The following is a 20,954-nucleotide window of genomic DNA, read 5'->3' as shown; positions in this document are numbered from 1 at the left end:
TGTTATGTTATAACATATTAATTACTGGGTTTCTTAGGTTGATTAAATATGCGTGTTGCCATGTCGTTTGTTACTATTTTTGCCACTTTAGCTACGTTGCCGTTATCAGCAAAACCATTACAACTAGTTGGCCCTTGGGAGATTCATAGCCTCGATCCTGCTAGTAATGGTGTGATGTTTACGCGTCTGCAGGTGGCTGAGACGTTGGTAGATGCAGATACAAAAGGTCAGGTACGCCCTGGTCTGGCTAGTAAATGGAGCGTTTCCCCTGATGGACTTAGCTGGACGTTTCAGTTGCGTCCAAACGCTTTTTTTCATGATGGCACGGCTGTGGCGGCAGCGGCGGTGGCGGCGGCATTGGAGAAAGCTCGTAAAAAGCCAGGGGTAATCGAGCAGGCACCCATCCAGACTATCCGTGCGAGTGATGCCAACACCGTGGTGATTGAATTAAGTAAACCATTTACCCCATTAGCCGCCATGCTGGCCCATCCTTCGCTAATTATCTTGGCTCCTGCTGCTTATGGTGCGGATGGCGGCGTGACGGCTGTGATTGGATCTGGCCCATACAAAATACAGCAGTTGGCACAACCTCAGCGGGTGAGCGTTAGTTACTTCGTCAAATGGGGGGGTAAAGTACCTGTCATTAAAGAGGCAGAATATTTGTCGGTAGGGAGGGGGGAAAGTCGTGCCCTAATGGCGGAGTCTGGTCAAGCTGATCTGGTGTTTGGGCTAGATCCCGTGAGCTTGCAGCGACTGAAGAACAATCCCGCATTGCAAATCAGTTCTGTCACGTTACCCCGCAGTATTCAGCTAAAACTAAATGCCTCGCATCCTGCCATGCTAAGCCCGAAATTGCGCTTGGCACTGAGTCAGTCGCTGAATCGTGCGGCGATGGCGACGGCCTTGCTACGCGACCCAGAGATGGCAGCGACGCAGTTATTCCCGCCTAGTATGACTGCATGGCACCAAAAAGGTTTGCCTGCTCTTACCTACCAACCGGCGATGGCGATGGCGACGTTTAAAGCGTCAGGCTGGGTAAAAGGGAGCGATGGCTATCTGAGCCGGCAAGGGAAGCCCTTTAAGCTAACCTTGCGTACTTACCCCGATCGTCCAGAGTTGCCGACTTTAGCAACCGCGATTCAGGATCAACTGAAGCAAGTGGGGATTCAGGTGGAAGTCAAAGTTGGCAATTCGAGCGAGATTCCGGCTGCCCATAAAGAGGGCTCACTGGAATTAGCCTTGTATGCCCGCAATTATGCGATGGCGCCGGATCCGATTGTCACCTTGATGACGGATTTTGCCGGTGATGGTGGCGAATGGGGGGCGATGCGTTGGCATAGTGAGACTTTTGATAAGGCGTTGCAGCAATTAACCAGTGGCAAACTGGATGCAGTGGCTAACGCCAAGGCTCGCTTGCAAGTTTCTTCCATTATCCAGTCAGAATTACCGATGATTCCTGTCGCCTGGTATCGCCAAAGTGCGGTGGTGAATCATCGTTTGGCGGGTGTGGTGTTAGATCCGCTAGAACGTAACTATGGGCTGACGGGGATGTCATGGCGGAAGTAAGTCGTTTCTTGCTGGTGAGGTTGCTTCAGGCGCTATTGGTCGCTTTGTTGGTCGGGTGCCTTGCGTTTGCGATGTTATTGGCTCTGCCGGGTGACATTGCTTACCGAATTGCCGCCGGTCGTTATGGTTATGATCAAGTCAGCGTGGCCGCAGCTGAACATGTAAGGCTGCAGCTCGGGTTAGATGAGCCGCCATTGCTTAGGCTCATGGCTTGGTTGTCGCAATTATTCAGAGGGGATCTGGGTTATTCATTAGTGACCAATGAGCCGGTAATGCACGAGGTGGTTAGCCATTTGGCAAATAGCCTAGGGCTGGCTGTGTGTGGGCTATTGGCTGCATTTGTCATCGCCATGTTGTTTGGTGTACCTGCCGCCATGAGCCCCGGCGGGAGGGTGGATCGTTGCTTGCAAGCATGGGTTGCCATGACGAGAGCAATGCCTGCATTCTTCTTGGGCTTGTTACTGATGTTAGTGATCTCTGTGCAGTGGGGTTGGCTGCCGGTGGCAGGGAATGGTAGTTGGCAACACTTGTTATTACCCTCGCTTACGTTGGGCGTTTCGGTATCGGGGGCGCTCGCGCTGATCGTCAAGCAAACCCTGTTATCCGTCGTGCAATCGGACTATTACCAATTTGCCCTGACAAAAGGCTTGTCACCCCAGCGAGTATTTATACGACACGGGCTACGCAACAGTGGTGTTATTTTACTTTCCTATGCCGCGATGCAACTGCTCTTGCTGATTGAAGGGGTGGTGGTGGTTGAAAGTTTATTTGCTTGGCCAGGATTAGGGCATGCGCTAGTACATGCGATTTTCTGGCGCGATGTGCCGGTCGTGCAAGGCGTAGTGCTTGTGCTGGCGCTTGGATTTGTGGTGATGAATAGTATGGTCGATTGGCTGTGTTGCTATCTTGATCCTCGTACCCGGCATCGGCTAGGACGGGGGGCGTGATGCGAATCTTCGGTCGGTTTTCTTCCATCGGCCAACTCGTTGCCGGTGGCTTATTTCTACTGCTGATTTCCTTTGCTGTGGTAGCACCTGCTTTTTTGCCAGATCCAACAGCGCAGGATCTGATGCGCTACTTGTCTGCGCCTGATGTGGTGGATTGGCTAGGCCGAGATCATTACGGGCGAAGTGTGTTAGCTCGGTTGGCAGCGGCAACCCGGTTATCGTTGGGGCTATCCCTATTGGCCGTCCTGATCAGTGCCATCTTAGGGTGTTGCCTTGGTTTGCTCGCCGCTTATTACGGTAAATGGCTAGATGCGATATTGCGCAGCATTGCCGATGCGGTGCTTACTTTGCCGCCATTATTGCTGGTGTTGTTATTTGCCGCGATTGCGCAGGGTGGTATTAGCATGATGTTTATTGGGCTCGCGTTTTCTGGATGGGTTGAGTATTTCCGGATGAGCCGTTCGACGGCCGCTGTTGTTGTCGCCAGCCAGCATGTCGAGGCCTCACGACTACTTGGGTTTGGTTTGCCTTATCTGGTGCGTCGACACTTATGGCCGGCGATAGTACCGACTATCTTGCCGATGATGATGTTTGGCTTGGCGAGTAATGTGGTGGCGTTGGCAACCTTGGGGTTTGTCGGTGTTGGGGTTCAGCCGCCCACCCCGGAACTTGGTCAAATGTTAACCGAGGCATTGCCTCACTATGCGCAAGCGCCATGGATGATTATCGGCCCTATGGCAATTTTAGCCATCTTGTTGTTGAGTTGTTTGTTATGGAAAGGCAGGCACATCGAATGACCATTCAGGTACGTGGATTGTCGGTGAAAGGACCTGAAGGCAGCCTGTTAGCACCGTTAGACTTTGCTTTGCAGCCAGGTCATGCCTTAGTGTTGCTGGGGGAAAGTGGTTCGGGTAAGTCCTTGCTTGCCCAAACGCTGATGGGGACGCTTCCAAAGGCATTGGTTGCGGATGGCGAGATGCAGGTGGATGGGCAGATTTATCCACTCCATGACATGCAAAATCGTCGCCATTTATGGGGGCGTCAATTAGTCATGTTGCCACAAGAGCCCATGCTGGCGCTTGATCCGACCATGCGTGTATTGCCTCAGGTTGCAGAAGGCATGAGGCATTCATCTAAGGTACCGGCAGCATTGCAGCTACTAGATAATTTTGCTGTTGCCCATACCGCAAAATATTACCCGCATATGCTCTCGGGTGGTATGGCGCAACGGGTAGCATTTGCGGCTAGTCTCGCTGCTGGTGGCGCTTGTCTAATTGCCGATGAACCCACCAAAGGCCTGGATGCCGCTGCCCGTGATGAGGTGTTGTCCTGTTTTCGGCGACACTTAGCGGCAGGCGGCTACTTGTTGGTCATTACCCATGATTTGCAGGTTGCAAAGGCCTTGTCTGGTGAGTTAATGGTTTTTCATCAAGGGTCTCTCTGCGAACAGGGTGATACCACCGCTGTCATCGCAACACCAAAAGCAGCATTCACCCGCCAATTAATCGCTGCAGATCCTGAGAACTGGCCAGCAACCTCGCTTCCTGATAGGGGGGCTTTACAACTGGAAGCGAAGTCGGTGTCTCATCGTTATGGGGAGCGACGATTATTTGCACCACTAGACCTTCGGTTGCATCAGCGGGAACGATTGGCCATTTGCGCGCCGAGTGGTGTCGGTAAAACGACATTAGGGAATTTGTTGATTGGCATGGAGCGCCCCGCGGAAGGAGAGGTCATTCATTACTTGCGGACGGCTGTGGGGCAAGTTCAAAAGTTATATCAAGATCCTGCGTTAGCATTTCCGCCGCTGGTGACTTTAAAACTAGCGATGCGAGATGTGGCGAAGCGATTTGGGGTTGCGTGGCAGTCGGTCATTCAACAAATGGAGTCGCTCGGTTTATCGCCTCGGTTACTCGATCGTTTGCCTGGGGCGGTATCTGGAGGAGAGCTACAACGATTGTCGATTATCCGTGCGTTACTTACCCAACCGCAGATACTTTTTGCCGATGAACCTACCTCCAGACTTGATTTGCTGACGCAGCAGCAAACTATGCAACAATTGCTGCAGCAAATCACTGCCAAAGGCGCCAGTTTGTTATTGGTGACACACGATCAAGTCTTGGCTAGTCGCGTTACGCACAGGCAAATACACTTAAGGGACATGACGGCTGCTTGAAATTGAGTGGTCAGTTGATGGATGACAACGCCATTGAAACAGATAGTGTTTCTCCTGGCGATAACCAATGTCCACCGGTTTCGTTCTGTGAAAATTGTGTCAGATTCGGAAAGCCAGGTACTTGGGAGCAAGGCTCCAGGCAGAAATAGTCTTCGTTTTTCGGTGTGTAGATGGCCAAATGGGTGGCGCAATGGCTGGCTGTCAGCGTTAAATGCGTCGATGGTTGATCAATCAACACCTTTTGTTCCCATCCAAAGAACGTATGATCCAACACCACACTGTCGGGTGAGCAGCCTTCTGCCAATTGTTTCAGCAAGGCGGGGTCTTCCACAGGGGTAACGGCAAGGATTTCTGGTGTAACGGCCCAGTGTCCGTTCGCTTGCGTGGTGAGTCGTGTCTTTGTGTCGCGTGGAAAATAGGGGTGCAATCCGGCACCAAATGGCAGGGTGTGATCACTCAGGTTTTGTACAGATAAATGGATGTGCAACTGTTGATCTTGTAGGCTAATCCACTGCCTCGCAATAAAGGGATACGGCCATTCCCCTTTGCTCATCTCTAGCACGAGTCTTGCCGCAGAGGAGGTGGGAGATAACACCTCCCAAGGGCGCAACCAACCAATTCCATGCAAGGCATGCGCGTGACCTTCGATTGCCGGTAGCTGAATGAGGTCTCCCTCTTGGGTGGTGAAGCGTCCGTCTTTTGTTCTGCCGCAAAAAGGGACCATCGGGAAGCAAGCCATTTCTCCGATTTGATTAACTTCGATACTTGGTTCGGATGCCGGTCTTAACCAAGGAGTGATACCTGCGTCGGTTACCCAGTCGCAACGCGCAATACTGCCGCCAATTTCAGGGGCAAGTTGTACCCGTAAGGGGCCATCCGTTAGCGTTAATAAGTGTGTCACGGCTGTTACCCTCCAAACTTTCCTGCGGGTAGGCCCTTGCAGCCGGTGTTGAGAACCTCAAATAAGCCACCAGCGAGTGGTTCTTTGGTGAGTGTTGCTGCGCTTAATCCTTCTCGTGCAGAGGTGACCACTAAGCGGTCTAAATTGGGGCCAGCAAAGGTGACATTGGTGATTTGTGATGCGGGTAATTGAACGCGAGCAAGTAGGTCTCCCGTTGGTGCCAAACGGGATACGCAGCCGCCCCCCCAGTGTGCTACCCAGAGGCAATTTTCGCTGTCGATCGTCATTCCATCTGGATAGCCTTCTGCTTCTGTAAATACTTTCCAGATTTGGCGGTTAGAAAGATTGCCATCTGCATCTATCTGGTACCGATAAATCGTCTTTTTTAAGGTATCGGTATGGTAGAGCGTGCGTAGATCGACACTCAGCGCGGGGCCGTTACAGATATGGTAGTCGGTATCGAGGGTATATAGCGTACGGTCTGGATCTAGCCGGTAAAGCCTACCAATGGCGTTTTCTGGCTGTAGATTATGCATCGACCCCGCATAGATTTGCCCTAACTGGTTAGCTTTTGCATCGTTGAGCCGCATGTCTGGGTTGGCTGGATGCGGGTTGAGAAAGGGGTGGACGCTAAACGAAGGGGTGAGTGTGACCTCTGCAAAGCCGGTTTGCAGGCCGGCGATAAACCCCCCTTGTTGACGCTCGATTAGCCAACCGGTGAGGGTAGGCATCGACCAGCGCTGGTAGGCTAGCGTACCCAGATCTAGTTCAAACAGGGCGGGGGCTTTGATGTCGGTAAAATAAAGTCGTTGTAGGGAAGGAGACCACATCAGTCCTTCCCCTAGTGTGGCCTGGAGATCTAACAGCAGGCGGGCTTCCATTATGTCCACCCAGCATCGACAACAAACTCTTGCGCGGTGATCATTCGGCTATCTTCTGCTGCCAGAAATAACGCCATATTCGCAATATCTTCACCCACTAGCCGCCCATTTAGGCACTGGTTGTCATCCAGCATTTTTTCACCGGCAGCATCTACCCAAAGGCGCAATTGCTTTTCGGTCATTACCCAGCCTGGGGTAAGGGTATTCACGCGAATCCCTTGTTTGCCAAGGTCTTTGGCCAAGGCACGGGTTAGGCCAATCGCGGCGGATTTGCAGGTTTCGTATACCGGATAGCCAGCCCCTTTGATTTTCCAACTCACTGAGCTCAGGTTAACAATCACCCCGTTGCCTGACTTTGCCATATCGCTTGCAGCGCATTGGGCGGCAAAGAAACCGGCACGCAGGTTGATGGCTACCATATTGTCGAAATACTCGAGTGTCACATCCTCTAACTGATGGCGATCATCGTTGGCGGCGTTATTGATTAAGATATCGATACTGCCAAGCTGTTGGCGGGCGGTATCAAAAGCGGCACGGATCGCGTTGACGTCTGTCATGTCGCAGGGTAAGAAGAGAGGCGTAGGGCCTTTGCTACTCGCTGCGGTGATAACGCTTTCTGCGGATGCAGCATTTCTGCCGGTAAAGGCAACTAATGCGCCTTGTCTGGCAAAGGCCGTGACGATATCGGCACCAATGCCGGAACTACCACCCGTGATAAAGACTACCTTGCCAGCTAAGCTGGGGTAGGTTGCGAATTGTGTCATGCCGATTCTCTTTTGGATGGGGTAACAGCTCACGTCTGTTACCTCCGGTTTTATTACGTGATGTGACGACTGGATTAGTGTGATTCTCTTGGTACAGCGGCGCCGCTGCTACCGACCAAGAAGTCTAAATCCGCTCCCAAATGCGCTTGCTGAACGTGTTTAACGTAGAGGTGATACCAGCCACGGCTTGGTTTTTCTGGTGCAACCCAAGCCTCTTTGCGTTTGGCTAGCGCTTCATCACTCACATGCAGATGCAATTTGCGATTTGGTACATCTAGCTCAATCATGTCACCATTTTGGACCAACGCCAATGGGCCGCCGACAGCCGCTTCTGGTGAGGTATGTAGAACCACGGTGCCGTAGGCGGTGCCGCTCATGCGTGCATCCGAAATGCGAACCATGTCGGTAATGCCTTTTTGCAATACTTTTGGCGGTAACTGCATGTTGCCTACTTCTGCCATGCCCGGATAACCTTGTGGACCACAGTTTTTCAGCACCAGTACGCAGGTTTCGTCTACATCCAGATCCGGGTCATCAATTCTGGCGTGGTAATCATCAATATCTTCAAACACCACCGCGCGACCGGTGTGGGTCATCAGTGATGGTGTGGCTGCCGATGGTTTGATGACGGCTCCGTTGGGTGCCAGATTCCCTTTCACAACGGCGATACCAGAATCTTTCTTGAAAGGCGTGGCGGCAGGAGTGATGACTTCCTCGTTGTAGTTCGGGGCGTTAAGCGAGTTTTCGACAATGCTTTTGCCGTTGGCAGAAACAGTATTGGCATGCAGGACGCCCCGGATTTCTTTAATGACGGCAGGTAGGCCGCCTGCGTAGTAGAAGTCTTCCATCAGGAATTTGCCCGATGGTTGCAGGTTGACCAGGCAATCCATTTCACGGCCGAGTTGATCCCAGTCTTCGAGGGTTAAAGGCACGCCCATACGCCCAGCAATTGCGAGTAGGTGAATTACTGCATTGGTACTGCCACCAATCGCAGCATTGACTTTGATGGCGTTCTCGAAGGCTTCGCGGGTCAGGATTTTATCCATGGTGAGGTCTTCTTTCACCATTTCCACAATGCGGCGGCCGGTGAGTTGGGCAAGGCGATTGCGGCGAGAGTCCACCGCTGGGATCGCCGCATTTTCTGGCAGTGACATGCCAAGTGCTTCGACCATGCTCGCCATCGTAGAGGCGGTACCCATCGTCATGCAGCTACCTTTGGAGCGATGCATGCAAGATTCCGAGGCGACAAACTCTTCCATGCTCATTTGTCCGCCACGAACCATCTCGGACATCATCCATACACCGGTGCCCGAACCGACATCTTTACCTTGAAACTTGCCATTGAGCATCGGGCCGCCAGAAAGGCCAATCGTTGGTAAGTTACAACTCGCTGCGCCCATCAGTAGGGAAGGCGTGGTTTTATCGCAGCCCATCAGTAGCACTACGCCATCAATCGGATTGCCACGGATAGATTCTTCTACATCCATACTGGCCAGATTGCGAAATAGCATGGCCGTTGGTCGTAACTGGGTTTCACCCAATGACATTACCGGAAACTCTAGCGGAAAGCCGCCAGCCTCATATACACCGCGTTTCACAAACTCGGCTAATTCGCGGAAATGGCCGTTACACGGGGTGAGTTCTGACCAGGTATTACAGATGCCGATGACGGGGCGACCATCAAAGAGATCATCTGGATATCCTTGGTTCTTTACCCAGCTACGGTGCATAAATCCATCGCGGTCTTGTTTACCGAACCAGCCTTGGCTACGAAGTGTCTTCTTTTCTTTTGTCATGATGTGTTCCTGAGGCAATGCACATGGCCGTGCAAGATGGAACGCATCTTAGCAACATAGAATGATGCTTTTCTAATGAAAAAATAGCGATAAATGATATCGAAAAATATATCACATGTAGTTAGTGTGCTTAGAAATCGGTCTGGTAAAGCTCGTTTGATACTTCTTTGAGCGCGTGCATCATCAGCGTGGCACCGGGTGAGAGTTGCTGATCGCGCCGCGTAATAAAGCCAAACTCATCCATTTTGCAGGGAAAGTTAATCGGTAAGACTTTGATCATGCCGTAGCGCTCATAGTGTTTAGCAACACGGGTGGCAATGGCAGAGAGCATGTCGGTAGACTCCAGCAGGGTGGTGATGACGAGTTGCGAGACGGTTTCGACCACATTCATCGGTGGATCGATATTCTGTTGGCGGAACGCCATATCGATTCGGTGACGTAACACGCTACCCGTTGGGGTAAGTACCCACGCGCTAGAAAAAACATCCCGTAATCCTAAGCCTTGAATATTCAGTAGCGGGTGACCCGGGCGGCAAACAATACTAATGGGTTCTTCTGCTACCCGTTCGTACACCATATTGGCTTTATCGTGCTGCTGAAAAATGCGGCCAATCATAATATCGAGTTGGCCAGACATGAGTTTCGGTTGCAGCATGTCACTCGTATCGATGCTGACATGAATATCTAATAGGGGATATTTTTGTTTGATTCTGGCAATGGCTTGCGGGACGAGGGTCGTGCCAGGGTCCGTAATGGCGCCAATGCGTACTTGCCCCACCATGCCTGCTTTTAAGGCGTTAATTTCTTCGTGCGCTTGGTTGAGGCTAGATAACACCATGCGTGCGTGGCGAATCATGATTTCACCGTACCACGTGGGTTTCATGCCGCGCGGCAGCCGATCGAACAATGGCACTTCCAGCATATCTTCCAATTCTTTAAGTAATTTGGAGACGGCAGGTTGGGTCATTAACAAGACTTCGGCGGTGCGATGAATGTTTCTTTCTTCGTCTAAAGCAACCAGCAGCAATAGCTGGCGTGTCTTTAATCTTGCCCGAATAAACCAGTTGGAATAATTGCCCGCCATCTTGCCCTCCTGAAGACTGATAACCAAATCGATATCTATATTCTCATTTTTTTCATTAGAAATATATCTTTTCTGGCGATAGTATGCTGCAAACCATTCTCATTGACGGAAGTTTGCCATGTTGCTGATTCAGTTTACCGCTACCAACCAAAAGACGTGCGTTGGGGTGTTGTCAGAAGACGGTGTCTCTTATCAAAAGATTGAAGGCGCAACGTCTACCTATGAATTAGCTAAAACCGCGATTGCTGCAGGCATTGATTTGGCAAGTTGTGTGGCTACTTACACATTGGCCGCACCTGCTGTGTATGCGGACCTTGTCTCTCGTGGCGCGGTATTACCACCCTTAACCCATCCTGATCCTGCGCATTGCTATGTTACAGGCACAGGGTTGACCCACTTCGGTAGTGCAGCTACCCGTGATGCCATGCACCAGAAACTAAATGCAGCTGATGACCAGCTGACCGATAGCATGAAAATGTTCCGCCTAGGGGTGGAAGGTGGCAAGCATCAGGCAGGAAAAGCGGGCGTGCAGCCGGAATGGTTTTATAAAGGAGACGGCAGCATTGTGATGGCACCAGGGCAACCTTTGCCATCACCTGATTTTGCGCTGGATCATGGTGAAGAACCGGAGCTAGTAGGCTTGTATGTGATTGGGGAAAACGGTGTGCCGTATCGCTTGGGGTTTGCGGTGGGGAACGAGTTTTCTGACCATGTGACAGAGCGCCAAAATTATCTCTATTTAGCGCATTCTAAATTGCGTCCTTGTTCCATTGGCCCTGCATTGCGGGTAGGCGAGTTACCTGCCGCGTTAACGGGTGAAAGCCGGATTGAACGTAATGGGGAAACCCGCTGGTCGAAGCCGTTTTTAACCGGTGAAGCCAATATGTGCCATTCACTCGCGAATTTGGAGTATCACCAATTCAAGTACGCACAGTTCTTACGTGCAGGTGACGTGCACCTTCATTTCTTTGGCACGGCGACATTGAGTTTTGCCGATGGGATTTCAGTAGCTGAAGGGGATGAATTTGTTTTATCTCTCCCAGGATTTGGCCCTGAATTACGCAACCCAGTAAAAGTGGCCGAACCTGTCTATACGGTAGAAAGCGTGGTGGCATTATGAGCCTACCTGTTTATCGCAACTACATTAATGGCCGTTGGGTGAATGGTTCCACCATGGGGGTGAACGAAAACCCTTCGGATCTAGATAACCCAGTGGGCGAGTATGTGCGAGGAAGTGTTTCTGACACGACCGAAGCGATTGAGGCTGCTACTGCTGCCTTTAATGATTGGTCGGAAAGTAGTGTGCAGCGCCGTGCCGATATTTTGGATGCCGTTGGGCAAGAGCTACAAGCGCGTAAGGAAGAAATTGGGCTTTTATTAGCCAGAGAAGAAGGCAAAACCTTGCCAGAAGCGATTGGCGAGGTAACCCGTGCGGCGCAGATTTTCCGTTTTTTTGCTGCGGAAGCGGTGCGGATTGGCGGCGAACATTTAGCGTCAATTAGGGCTGGGGTAGAGGTCGATATCACCCGCGAGCCAGTGGGCGTGGTGGGGATTATTGCGCCTTGGAATTTCCCGATTGCGATCCCTGCCTGGAAGATTGCACCAGCCTTGGCGTATGGCAATACAGTGGTGTTCAAGCCTGCCGAATTAGTGCCTGGTTGTGCGTGGGTATTGGCCGATATGCTGCATCGGGCAGGGATTCCTGCCGGTGTCTTTAATATGGTGATGGGTAGCGGCAGATTAGTGGGCAATACCATTGTCCAGCATCCGCAAGTCAATGCGATTAGCTTTACCGGTTCGGTTGGGGTGGGTAAGCAAATTCTAGACGTTGCTGCGAAGCGCGGCGCCAAAGTTCAGTTGGAGATGGGCGGCAAGAACCCGCTCGTCGTGATGGCAGATGCGGATCTGGACGTCGCGGTGAATGCCGCAGTAAATGGGGCGTATTTTTCAACCGGCCAACGCTGTACTGCATCAAGCCGGCTCATCGTCGAAAAAGGAATTTATGACCGGTTTGTGCAAGCAATGCAAACACGGTTATCCAAGCTAACTATCGGTAATGCGATTCAACAAGGGGTAGATATTGGCCCGGTGGTGGATGCGAAGCAGTTAGAAACAGATCTTGGCTACATCCAATTAGCAAAGCAAGAAGGGGCGAGTTTGCTCTTTGGCGGCGAATTATTGTCGCAACCAACCAGAGGCCATTTCTTGCAGCCAACCCTCTTTGAAGCCAGCCCTCATCTACGGATTTCTCGCGAAGAAGTATTTGGCCCGGTTGCCGTTGTACAGGCGGCAGATTCGTTTGAGCATGCCTTGCAGTTAGCGAATGACACCGAGTTTGGTCTATGTGCGGGTATCTGTACCCAATCGCTTAAATACGCAACGCGTTTTAAACGTAAAGCGGCGGTCGGTATGGTGATGGTGAATTTGCCCACGGCGGGGGTGGATTACCACGTCCCGTTTGGCGGTAGAAAAGGTTCTAGTTATGGCCCTCGTGAACAGGGACGTTATGCGGCTGAATTCTATACCACGGTAAAAACGGCTTATACCGCTGCTGGTTAAGCGCACTGCGGTAAATAGATCGAAGTTTGTTGTTTAGAAGTTTGAATTTGTCGTACCCCCGCTCTGCTACCGGGCAACGTAGCAGATATCGGCCGACTAGTTTGGGGTGTAAGTCTTAAGCAGATTGGCCACACAAAAAATAGATGAAAAAGAGGAGATTTCATGAAAAAGCACGTTATTGCCCTAGTCGTAGGTGCTGCCTTTGCTGCCCCATTGTTTGCCAGTGCGGCGGACAAGGGATTGGTTGCAATTTCTATGCCGACGAAATCATCTGCACGCTGGATTGCAGACGGCAGCAATATGGTGAAATACCTACAAGAAAAAGGCTACAAAGCCGATTTGCAATACGCGGATGACGATATTCCTAACCAACTGGCCCAGATTGAAAACATGGTCACCAAAGGACCAAAAGTGCTGGTGATTGCAGCGATTGATGGCACCACGCTGTCTGATGTGCTTGGCAAAGCAGCGGCGAAAGGCGTGAAAGTGATTGCGTATGATCGCTTGATTAAAGGCTCGAAAAACGTCGATTACTACGCGACCTTTGATAACTTCCAAGTGGGGGTGATGCAAGGCGGCTATATCGAGAAAGCGCTTCATCTAAAAGAAGGCAAAGGCCCATTTAACGTTGAATTATTTGGTGGCTCACCAGATGATAATAATGCGTTCTTCTTCTATAACGGCGCGATGTCGGTACTAAAACCTTACATCGACAAAGGCAAGTTGGTTGTTCGTAGTAAACAATTAGGGATGGATAAAGTATCTACCCTACGTTGGGACGGTGCAGTGGCCCAAGCGCGGATGGATAACCTATTGAGTGCCAACTACACTAGCGCCAAAGTCGATGCGGTATTGTCTCCGTATGACGGTCTAAGCCGCGGCATTATTTCTTCGCTAAAAGGTGTGGGCTATGGTTCTGGTAATTTGCGGATGCCTGTGGTGACCGGCCAAGATGCCGAACTGCCTTCTGTGAAATCCATCCTTGCGAAAGAGCAAGCGCAAACCGTGTTTAAAGATACCCGAGAACTAGCTAAAGTCACTGTTGGCATGATCGACGCGATGATGGCGGGTAAAGCAGTCCCAGTCAACGATACTAAAACCTATAACAACGGGGTGAAAGTCGTTCCTTCTTACTTGCTCAAGCCAGTGAATGTAGATCTGAGCAACTGGAAAAAAGTGCTGGTGGATAGCGGCTATTATTCAGAAAGCCAAGTTCACTGATTGTGACGCTGCTTATTCCTTGGTGTTGCAGACCGAGGAATAAGCCTGCTGCTTTTACACAGCAAGCTGGTGCTGCCGGAACGCGGCACCAGAGTAATAACACGACAGGAAAATACGGTGGAAACAATTCTGGAAATGCGCCAGATCACCAAGGAATTTCCCGGTGTGATCGCGCTAAACCAAGTCAACTTGTCTGTTCGGGCAGGTGAAATACATGCCATTGTGGGCGAAAATGGGGCGGGCAAATCAACACTGATGAAAGTGTTGAGTGGTGTCTATCCGCATGATTCCTACAAAGGTGAAATTGTCTTTCAAGGCAAGCCACAAGCCTTCCGAGATATTCGGGATTCGGAAGAGCTAGGCATCATCATTATTCACCAAGAACTCGCCTTGGTGCCGCAGTTATCGATTGCAGAAAACATCTTTTTGGGGAATGAACCTGCTCGCCGTGGGGTAATTGATTGGGTGGCGGTTCACCAGCGCACGCGCGACTTACTCAAAAAAGTGGGGCTAAAGGAATCTCCTTCTACGCTAGTTACCGACATTGGTGTGGGCAAACAGCAGTTAGTGGAAATCGCCAAAGCGCTATCGAAGAACGTCAAATTACTGATTCTGGACGAGCCAACGGCCAGTTTGAATGAAACAGATAGTGATGCGCTGCTAGAACTCCTGCTCGGGCTTCAAAGAGAGGAAGGGATTAGCTCGATCATCATCTCTCACAAACTCAATGAAATTTCCAAAGTAGCCGACCGGATCACCGTGATTCGTGATGGCGCGACCATCGAAACCATGGATTGTAGCGATGGCCCGATCCCGGAAGAACGGGTCATTCAGAAGATGGTTGGTCGTGAAATGTCGGATCGCTATCCGCGCCGTACACCGCAGATCGGTGAAACGGTGTTCGAAGTGAAAAACTGGCAGGTCTATCACCCGATTCACCCTGAGCGTCGAATCATCAAAGGGATTGATTTGCATGTGCGTAAAGGCGAGATCGTTGGCATTGCGGGGTTGATGGGGGCTGGGCGAACCGAGTTGGCAATGAGTATTTTTGGCCAATCTTACGGTAAGCACATTAGCGGCGAAGTGAAACTTCACGGTGCGCCGGTGGATGTAAAAACGGTACGTAAAGCGATCCGCCAAGGGATTGCCTATGTGACAGAAGACCGTAAAGCACTTGGTCTGATCCTGCACGATGACATCAAACAGAATATCAGCCTCCCTAACCTTGGACGCGTATCCAAACGGTCTGTGATTGATGAAGGCAAAGAAGTACGCGTCGCCCGCGATTACCGGCAAAAGCTAAAAATCCGCTCGTCTGGCGTCGGACAGGCCACCATGAACCTGTCTGGTGGTAACCAGCAAAAGGTAGTCCTGAGCAAATGGCTATTTTCCGAGCCGGAAGTGCTGATCCTGGATGAGCCGACCCGTGGCGTGGATGTGGGGGCCAAATACGAGATTTACACCATCATTAGTCAGTTAGCCAACGAGGGTAAATGTGTACTGATGATTTCATCTGAAATGCCCGAGTTACTCGGTATGTGTGACCGCATTTATGTGATGAATGAAGGTAGCTTGGTGGGCGAGTTTGCCGCCGCAGAAGCTTCCCAGGAGAACATTATGGGCGCGATTGTTCGTGCCGGGAGTACAAAATGAGTAATGAAACCGCAGTAATGCCACCGGTGGCCGAAAAGAAAAAATATACCGGTTTTTTGCGTCGTAACATGCGCGAATACGCGATGTTCCTGTCGCTAATCGTGATCATGGTGTTTTTCCAGATCAAGACCGAAGGCACCTTGATGATGCCTTTGAACCTGACCAACCTTGTCTTGCAAAACAGTTACATTGTCATCATGGCACTGGCCATGCTGCTGGTGATTGTGGCGGGGCATATTGATTTGTCAGTGGGGTCGGTCGCCGGTTTTGTTGGCGCCTTAGCGGCGGTGCTGATGGTGGACCACAATATCCCTGTCATCTGGGCGACGATTGCCTGCTTGATTGCGGGGGCTATCATTGGGGCTGCGCAGGGCTACTTTGTGGCGTATACCAAAATCCCCTCTTTTATTGTGACGCTTGCCGGCATGCTGGTGTTTAAAGGATTAACGCTAGCATTGCTCGATGGTCAATCGATTGGCCCATTCCCAGAAGTCTTCCAAAAACTTAGCTCGGGCTTTATTCCTGAAGCGCTAGAGCAAGACGGTATTCATTGGAGCTCTTTGATCATTGGCACTGTGGTGGCAGCGGTATTATTTACCTTGGCTGTCCGTCAACGTATTGCGCAAACCCGTCAAGAGATGGAGGAAGAGCCAGCCACTTTCTTCTGGCTAAAACAGATTGTATTTGCCGGCATCTTTATCTACTTCAGCTACAAACTCGCTGCATACAAAGGGCTGCCTAACGTACTCATCATCATGAGCCTGTTGATCGTGATTTATCAGTTCGTTACCGCCAGAACCACCGTTGGCCGTCGCGTCTATGCTTTAGGCGGCAATGAAAAAGCAACTCGGTTATCTGGCATTAATACGAATCGGCTTACTTTCTACACCTTCGTCAATATGGGCGTATTGGCTGCGCTAGCTGGGCTAGTGTTTGCGGCACGTCTTAATTCGGCAACGCCAAAAGCGGGCCTAGGGATGGAACTCGATGTGATTGCCGCGTGCTTTATCGGTGGCGCGTCGGCATCTGGTGGCGTGGGTAAAGTAATGGGGGCGGTGATTGGCGCTTTCATTATGGGGGTGATGAACAATGGTATGTCCATTCTGGGGATCGGTATTGATTATCAGCAGGTAATTAAAGGGCTAGTGCTGCTCGCCGCAGTCTGGGTGGATGTGTACTACAAAAATAAATAAACCGAACACGTTTACTTGCTCCCCGCCACGTATGGCTTTCCATGACCTGCGTGGCATTTTTTTGCCAAGTGAAACCTACCAAAAAGGACAAACCATGCCGTGGTCTACACCGCCCGTATTGTTTGGATTAGATTGGGGCTCTACCCATATTCGCGCATTTGCATTTGCTAAAAGCGGGGAGGTGATTGCACAGCAAGACGCCGCCCTTGGTGTTAGCCATTACGCAGGGCTTGCTGGCGTCACTAAGGTGAAGGAATGGCTAGCTAGTTGGTTGCAAGCATCCCCAGCTATTCCGGTGATTGCGTGTGGCATGGTGGGGAGTGCTTCTGGCTGGAAGGTCGCCCCTTATGTGAGTACACCCGCGCCCACGTCTGCATTAGCTAACGGTTTGCTTCGCTGGCAAGAAGGTGGGCGAGAATGGGCGATTGTCCCTGGCGTTAGCCACTTTTCAGCCCAAGATGGGTTTACTGATGTCATGCGCGGAGAAGAAACGCAGTTGGTCGGGCTCATCGCTAGTCAACCCGCCTCTCACGCATTGGATCTTATTCTTACCCCGGGCACGCACAATAAATGGATTCGCCTAGACGGGGAGGAAATTGCTTATCTCGCTACCTATATGACCGGAGAAATGTTCGCACTACTCAAGCAACATAGTTTAGTGGGGGCCGTGTTAGTCGATAGCCCATGGGATGAAAGCGCATTTATCGACGGGGTAAACACAGCAACAAAACATCCCGACTGGTTGCATCAGTTATTTGGGGTAAGAGCCAGAGGGGTGAGCAAGCAAATGAGCGGAGACGCCTTAACGCACTGGCTATCCGGCTTATTAATTGGCTATGAAGTGCATGCCGCACTCAATGCGCATCGTCACAATACAATCAAAACGGTGGGGCTACTGGGAAGCCAATCGCTCTGCCAGCGTTACCAATGCGCACTTTCTGCCTTATCTATCCAATCGGTTTGCTTAGATGGCGATGCGTTTGCCGCACGCGGCTTATGGGAAATCGCCTTGTCTGCCCAACTTGTAAGCCACCAGCCACTCATCATGAATTCATAAGGTCATTAGCAATGAATGCAGAAAAGACGATCGCCGATCAGCAATTTGAAACACTGTTCCAACAAATGCCGTTAATCGCTATTTTGCGTGGCGTCACGCCAGATGATGTTGTGCCTATTGCCCAAGTGCTATACGAAGCAGGCTGGCGCATCGTAGAAGTGCCGCTGAACTCCCCTTCGCCATTTGCAAGTATTGCTCGCTTAGTTGAAGCATTTGGCGACCGTATGCTGATTGGCGCAGGGACGGTACTCACGGTTGAGGATGTCGACCAAGTCTATGCCGCAGGTGGGCAACTGATTGTATCGCCCAATCTAGACGTAGAGGTTGTGCGCTATACCAAATTAAAAGGCATGGTCTCTTTACCCGGCGTGCAAACGGCCAGCGAATGTTTCCAAGCATTAAAAGCGGGAGCGAATGGTCTTAAGTTATTCCCCGGTGAAGCTGTTTCCCCATCTGTGATCAAAGCCCTAAAAACAGTACTACCAAAAGAAACAAAACTGATCCCGGTTGGTGGCGTGACGGTAGAGAATATGGCGGGTTTTATGTCGGCTGGGGCGGATGGGTTTGGCGTGGGCGGTGCGTTGTATAAACCAAGCTATACACCAGTAGATGTTCAGATGACAGCAGAAAGTATGGGCAAGCAGTTAAAGGATATTTGCCGGTAGATCATCACCCTGTTGATTGAATCTGTGATGATCTACCGGAAATAACAATTACAAACTTACTTCAAACGTGCCCTTTGGCTGAATCGGAAGGTAGCGTTTGTAAAAGCCTAAATACGTGGCTTCTGGGTTGTAGTCTTTAAACACCGTTGGGTAAAAAGATTTCGCCAAGAATTGCAGCAGGGCGGCATCTAGAATACTACGTGTCGCGCCATGGTAAACACCAAACACGCGCTTATTCTTGACTGCCGGCAATTCGCTCCAGCCATTTCGTTGGGTAAAGCCTTTTAAGCGCTGGATCGATTCTTTTTGATCAATGCCAAAGCCAATCTGCATTGCGGTTGGGCTTTTTACGTTCTCATAACCTGCAATCAAGATGACTTCTGGTTTGCTTGCCAATAGTTGCTCAGGGTTAATTGGCCCCCAGTTTTCGACAAAAGGGGCGGCGACGTTTTCGCCGCCGGCTAAGGAAGCCATTGCCCCCCACATGTTTTTGCCGTAGGTGTAGCTGTATTCAGAGGGGCCTTTATCGCCCAGTTCAATATAGGCACGCGGTTTCGGGAGTTTGGCTTTGGCGATACGTTGTTGAATATCCGTTACAATTTTCTGATATTCACCGGCGATTTTTGCAGCACGGGCTTTTTCGCCGGTAATTTCGCCCAAAATGCGGGTGCTCGCCAAATGGCGCTCTAGGGTTTGCGCATTGTAGTCAATCACGACCACTGGGATTTTAGCGGCTTCTAGTCTGGCTAAATCCGGGCCGAGTGCTTTGTATTGCCAATCGGCCAATACAACTACGTCTGGGCGGCTGGCTAATACCTTTTCAATCGAGAAAGTTTGGTCTTGCACGTTGCCCACATCTGGTACTTTTTGAAGTTGTGGCTTGCTAGCTACATACTGTGCCCAAGTCGCAGGGCGGGAGCTAACAAACCAGCCGCGAGACATGCCTGCCAATTTATCAAACGATGCATTTCCGCCAACGGCAAAATAATCTTCAATATAAAAACCTAGCAAGACGCGTTTGGCGGGTAAATCTAGGGTGACACTACGGCCATTCACATCTTTAATGGTCGTGATGGCTGCGTGGCTAGTTAAGCTGCACAGGGTTAGAGACAAGGTGGCAAGGGCGGTTTTGATGAACTTCCAATGTGACATACAAACTCGATCTATTCTAAAAAGAAGGTAGGGTGCGGGCGCTAACGCGCTGCAAAAACAATGACGGTTATTATAAATGATAACCGTTATCATTCAATATAAATGTGCGTAAATTATTCGATTAAGCTGAGGTCGCGTGCGCTTTTGTATGATGGTAAAGCCCAAACCCCGCCAATATTCCCCAAGCCGATAGGAGTAACCAGACAAACATGGGCGGCGCTAGAAAATGGCTTCCCAATAAGGCACCCACCAGTAAATTACTGAATAAGGCAATGCAACCGCCAAAGCTAGAGTAAAAACCGTAGTAAGCACCCAACGCAGTTTGGCTAGCATACTTTGGTAGGAAGGCTGAAAAGAGCGGATAGCAGAGAATCGAGCCGACTGAAAACAACACAATCTGGCTGATGATGGCTGCAATGGGGAAGGAAGGGAAAAGAATAAACGGCAGGTAGCTAGCCCCCATCATTGCTAGCCCAATCCCCATTCCTACTGGCGTGCCTAAGCGCTTATTCACTAAGGCACTGGCCGGTAATTGCAGTAACACACCGATAAGCGCATTGATGGTGAATAACACGCTGAGCCAACTTTTATCTAAGTGATTCCCATGAATAAAAGCAGGAACCGCTAAGTAAAGTTGATGAAACAACAGCTGGTAGGCCGTCGCAAAGCTGCAAAAAATTAAGAAAGGGCGATTGCTTATTAGGGTTGACCATTGCGCACGAATACTCGGCTGGGCTTTTTTTTCAACCACACTATCGGCGGGTAGGATTTTCCACTGCGCCCAAGTCAGCAGAAAAAACACCACACCAGCAACTAGCCCTGTGAGCATAAAGCTAGTCGATAGTAAGGCGAGTCCAATCAATGGTCCAAGTAACATCCCTGCGGTACTGGCCAAATTATGTAAAGAAAAAGCGGCTTGCCTTTGACCGTTGTCTTTGCATTCTGCCGCTAGGTACGCCTGCGCACATGGGGTGAATAAGGCACCGGCAAACCCTGTTAAGCACGCAGCAAGGAGGAGTAACGGCAGGTTGTTTGCCCAGCCCAACAAAGAAAACCCCATGCTTCTAACCAGGCAACCCAGAATAATTGCCGGTCGGTAGCCAATACGGTCGCCTAGCATGCCACCTACTAAAAACAGCCCCTGCTGGCTAAATACACGCATCCCAATAATTAGCCCGCTTGCCCAGCCAGCAAGCCCGAGCGTGCCCCCTAAATGGTTGGCGAGAAACGGCATCAGCATATAAAAGCCGGTGTTAAATGCCAGACCATTTAAGATAAGCAATTTGGCCGCAGGGCTAAGCTGCTGCCAATCGCGCACTACAGTTGCTTTCAAGCGCAT

18 protein-coding genes are annotated in these 20,954 nt (G+C 50.6%); 11 read left to right on the top strand and 7 right to left on the bottom strand.

Going from position 1 to position 20,954, the window contains the following annotated elements:
* The first annotated feature begins 48 nt into the window (after positions 1-48).
* From LIN78_RS04035 to LIN78_RS04020, 4 genes are read left to right on the top strand one after another with little or no spacing between them, the layout of a single operon-like run.
* On the top strand, positions 49-1,566 hold the full coding sequence (locus tag LIN78_RS04035; RefSeq protein ID WP_227178747.1) for an ABC transporter substrate-binding protein: 1,518 nt from the start codon (positions 49-51) through the stop codon (positions 1,564-1,566).
* The gene (locus LIN78_RS04030) at positions 1,554-2,513 is read left to right on the top strand and encodes an ABC transporter permease (RefSeq protein ID WP_227178745.1); all 960 of its coding nucleotides are present in this window, start codon (positions 1,554-1,556) and stop codon (positions 2,511-2,513) included. The genes LIN78_RS04035 and LIN78_RS04030 overlap by 13 nt, the downstream gene beginning before the upstream one ends.
* Positions 2,513-3,310, top strand: coding sequence for an ABC transporter permease (locus LIN78_RS04025; protein ID WP_227178743.1), 798 nt, complete (start codon positions 2,513-2,515; stop codon positions 3,308-3,310). Before LIN78_RS04030 ends, LIN78_RS04025 begins: the two co-directional genes overlap by 1 nt.
* Positions 3,307-4,689 carry an ABC transporter ATP-binding protein gene (locus LIN78_RS04020; RefSeq protein WP_227178741.1) on the top strand — a complete coding sequence of 461 codons (1,383 nt, stop codon included), beginning with the start codon at positions 3,307-3,309 and terminating at the stop codon, positions 4,687-4,689. Before LIN78_RS04025 ends, LIN78_RS04020 begins: the two co-directional genes overlap by 4 nt.
* Positions 4,690-4,699: 10 nt before the next feature.
* Here LIN78_RS04020 and LIN78_RS04015 read toward each other — a convergent pair whose 3' ends face one another.
* From LIN78_RS04015 to LIN78_RS03995, 5 genes are all read right to left on the bottom strand, one after another.
* Positions 4,700-5,590 carry an aldose 1-epimerase gene (locus LIN78_RS04015; RefSeq protein WP_227178739.1) on the bottom strand — a complete coding sequence of 297 codons (891 nt, stop codon included), beginning with the start codon at positions 5,588-5,590 and terminating at the stop codon, positions 4,700-4,702.
* A 5-nt stretch (positions 5,591-5,595) separates the two neighbouring features.
* Positions 5,596-6,471 carry an SMP-30/gluconolactonase/LRE family protein gene (locus tag LIN78_RS04010; RefSeq protein ID WP_227178737.1) on the bottom strand — a complete coding sequence of 292 codons (876 nt, stop codon included), beginning with the start codon at positions 6,469-6,471 and terminating at the stop codon, positions 5,596-5,598.
* On the bottom strand, positions 6,471-7,235 hold the full coding sequence (locus LIN78_RS04005) for an SDR family NAD(P)-dependent oxidoreductase (RefSeq protein ID WP_227178735.1): 765 nt from the start codon (positions 7,233-7,235) through the stop codon (positions 6,471-6,473). Before LIN78_RS04005 ends, LIN78_RS04010 begins: the two co-directional genes overlap by 1 nt.
* 74 nt (positions 7,236-7,309) lie before the next feature.
* Positions 7,310-9,031: an IlvD/Edd family dehydratase gene (locus LIN78_RS04000; RefSeq protein WP_227178733.1), complete on the bottom strand. Its 1,722-nt coding sequence runs from the start codon at positions 9,029-9,031 to the stop codon at positions 7,310-7,312.
* Between the two features lie 130 nt (positions 9,032-9,161).
* On the bottom strand, positions 9,162-10,115 hold the full coding sequence (locus tag LIN78_RS03995) for a LysR family transcriptional regulator (protein WP_227178731.1): 954 nt from the start codon (positions 10,113-10,115) through the stop codon (positions 9,162-9,164).
* A 118-nt stretch (positions 10,116-10,233) separates the two neighbouring features.
* Here LIN78_RS03995 and araD1 point away from each other — a divergent pair, with 118 nt between their 5' ends.
* The 7 genes from araD1 to LIN78_RS03960 all read left to right on the top strand — a co-directional run bounded on the left by araD1 (position 10,234) and on the right by LIN78_RS03960 (position 18,463).
* Positions 10,234-11,235: an AraD1 family protein gene (araD1, locus tag LIN78_RS03990; protein ID WP_227178729.1), complete on the top strand. Its 1,002-nt coding sequence runs from the start codon at positions 10,234-10,236 to the stop codon at positions 11,233-11,235.
* Positions 11,232-12,674 carry an aldehyde dehydrogenase family protein gene (locus LIN78_RS03985; protein ID WP_227178727.1) on the top strand — a complete coding sequence of 481 codons (1,443 nt, stop codon included), beginning with the start codon at positions 11,232-11,234 and terminating at the stop codon, positions 12,672-12,674. Before araD1 ends, LIN78_RS03985 begins: the two co-directional genes overlap by 4 nt.
* Positions 12,675-12,836: 162 nt before the next feature.
* Entirely contained in the window at positions 12,837-13,895 is a 1,059-nt protein-coding gene (gene chvE, locus LIN78_RS03980) for a multiple monosaccharide ABC transporter substrate-binding protein (protein ID WP_227178725.1), read from the top strand.
* A gap of 117 nt (positions 13,896-14,012) precedes the next feature.
* Positions 14,013-15,548, top strand: a complete 1,536-nt coding sequence (mmsA, locus tag LIN78_RS03975; RefSeq protein ID WP_308443944.1) for a multiple monosaccharide ABC transporter ATP-binding protein — start codon at positions 14,013-14,015, stop codon at positions 15,546-15,548.
* Positions 15,545-16,741 (top strand): multiple monosaccharide ABC transporter permease, encoded by a 1,197-nt coding sequence (gene mmsB / locus LIN78_RS03970; protein WP_227178723.1) that lies wholly within the window; start codon positions 15,545-15,547, stop codon positions 16,739-16,741. The genes mmsA and mmsB overlap by 4 nt, the downstream gene beginning before the upstream one ends.
* A gap of 94 nt (positions 16,742-16,835) precedes the next feature.
* Entirely contained in the window at positions 16,836-17,798 is a 963-nt protein-coding gene (locus LIN78_RS03965) for a 2-dehydro-3-deoxygalactonokinase (RefSeq protein ID WP_227178721.1), read from the top strand.
* A gap of 11 nt (positions 17,799-17,809) precedes the next feature.
* Positions 17,810-18,463 (top strand): 2-dehydro-3-deoxy-6-phosphogalactonate aldolase, encoded by a 654-nt coding sequence (locus LIN78_RS03960; RefSeq protein ID WP_227178719.1) that lies wholly within the window; start codon positions 17,810-17,812, stop codon positions 18,461-18,463.
* Between the two features lie 48 nt (positions 18,464-18,511).
* On the opposite strand, the gene LIN78_RS03955 is transcribed toward LIN78_RS03960, so the two are convergent.
* On the bottom strand, positions 18,512-19,615 hold the full coding sequence (locus tag LIN78_RS03955; RefSeq protein ID WP_227178716.1) for an ABC transporter substrate-binding protein: 1,104 nt from the start codon (positions 19,613-19,615) through the stop codon (positions 18,512-18,514).
* Positions 19,616-19,736: 121 nt separating this feature from the next.
* Positions 19,737-20,954 (bottom strand): MFS transporter, encoded by a 1,218-nt coding sequence (locus LIN78_RS03950; protein WP_227178714.1) that lies wholly within the window; start codon positions 20,952-20,954, stop codon positions 19,737-19,739.

Origin of the sequence: Leeia speluncae (assembly GCF_020564625.1) — a bacterium.
Classification (GTDB): domain Bacteria; phylum Pseudomonadota; class Gammaproteobacteria; order Burkholderiales; family Leeiaceae; genus Leeia; species Leeia speluncae.
Note: the sequence above shows the minus strand (reverse complement) of the source record. Positions and strands in the feature narration are given on the sequence as shown.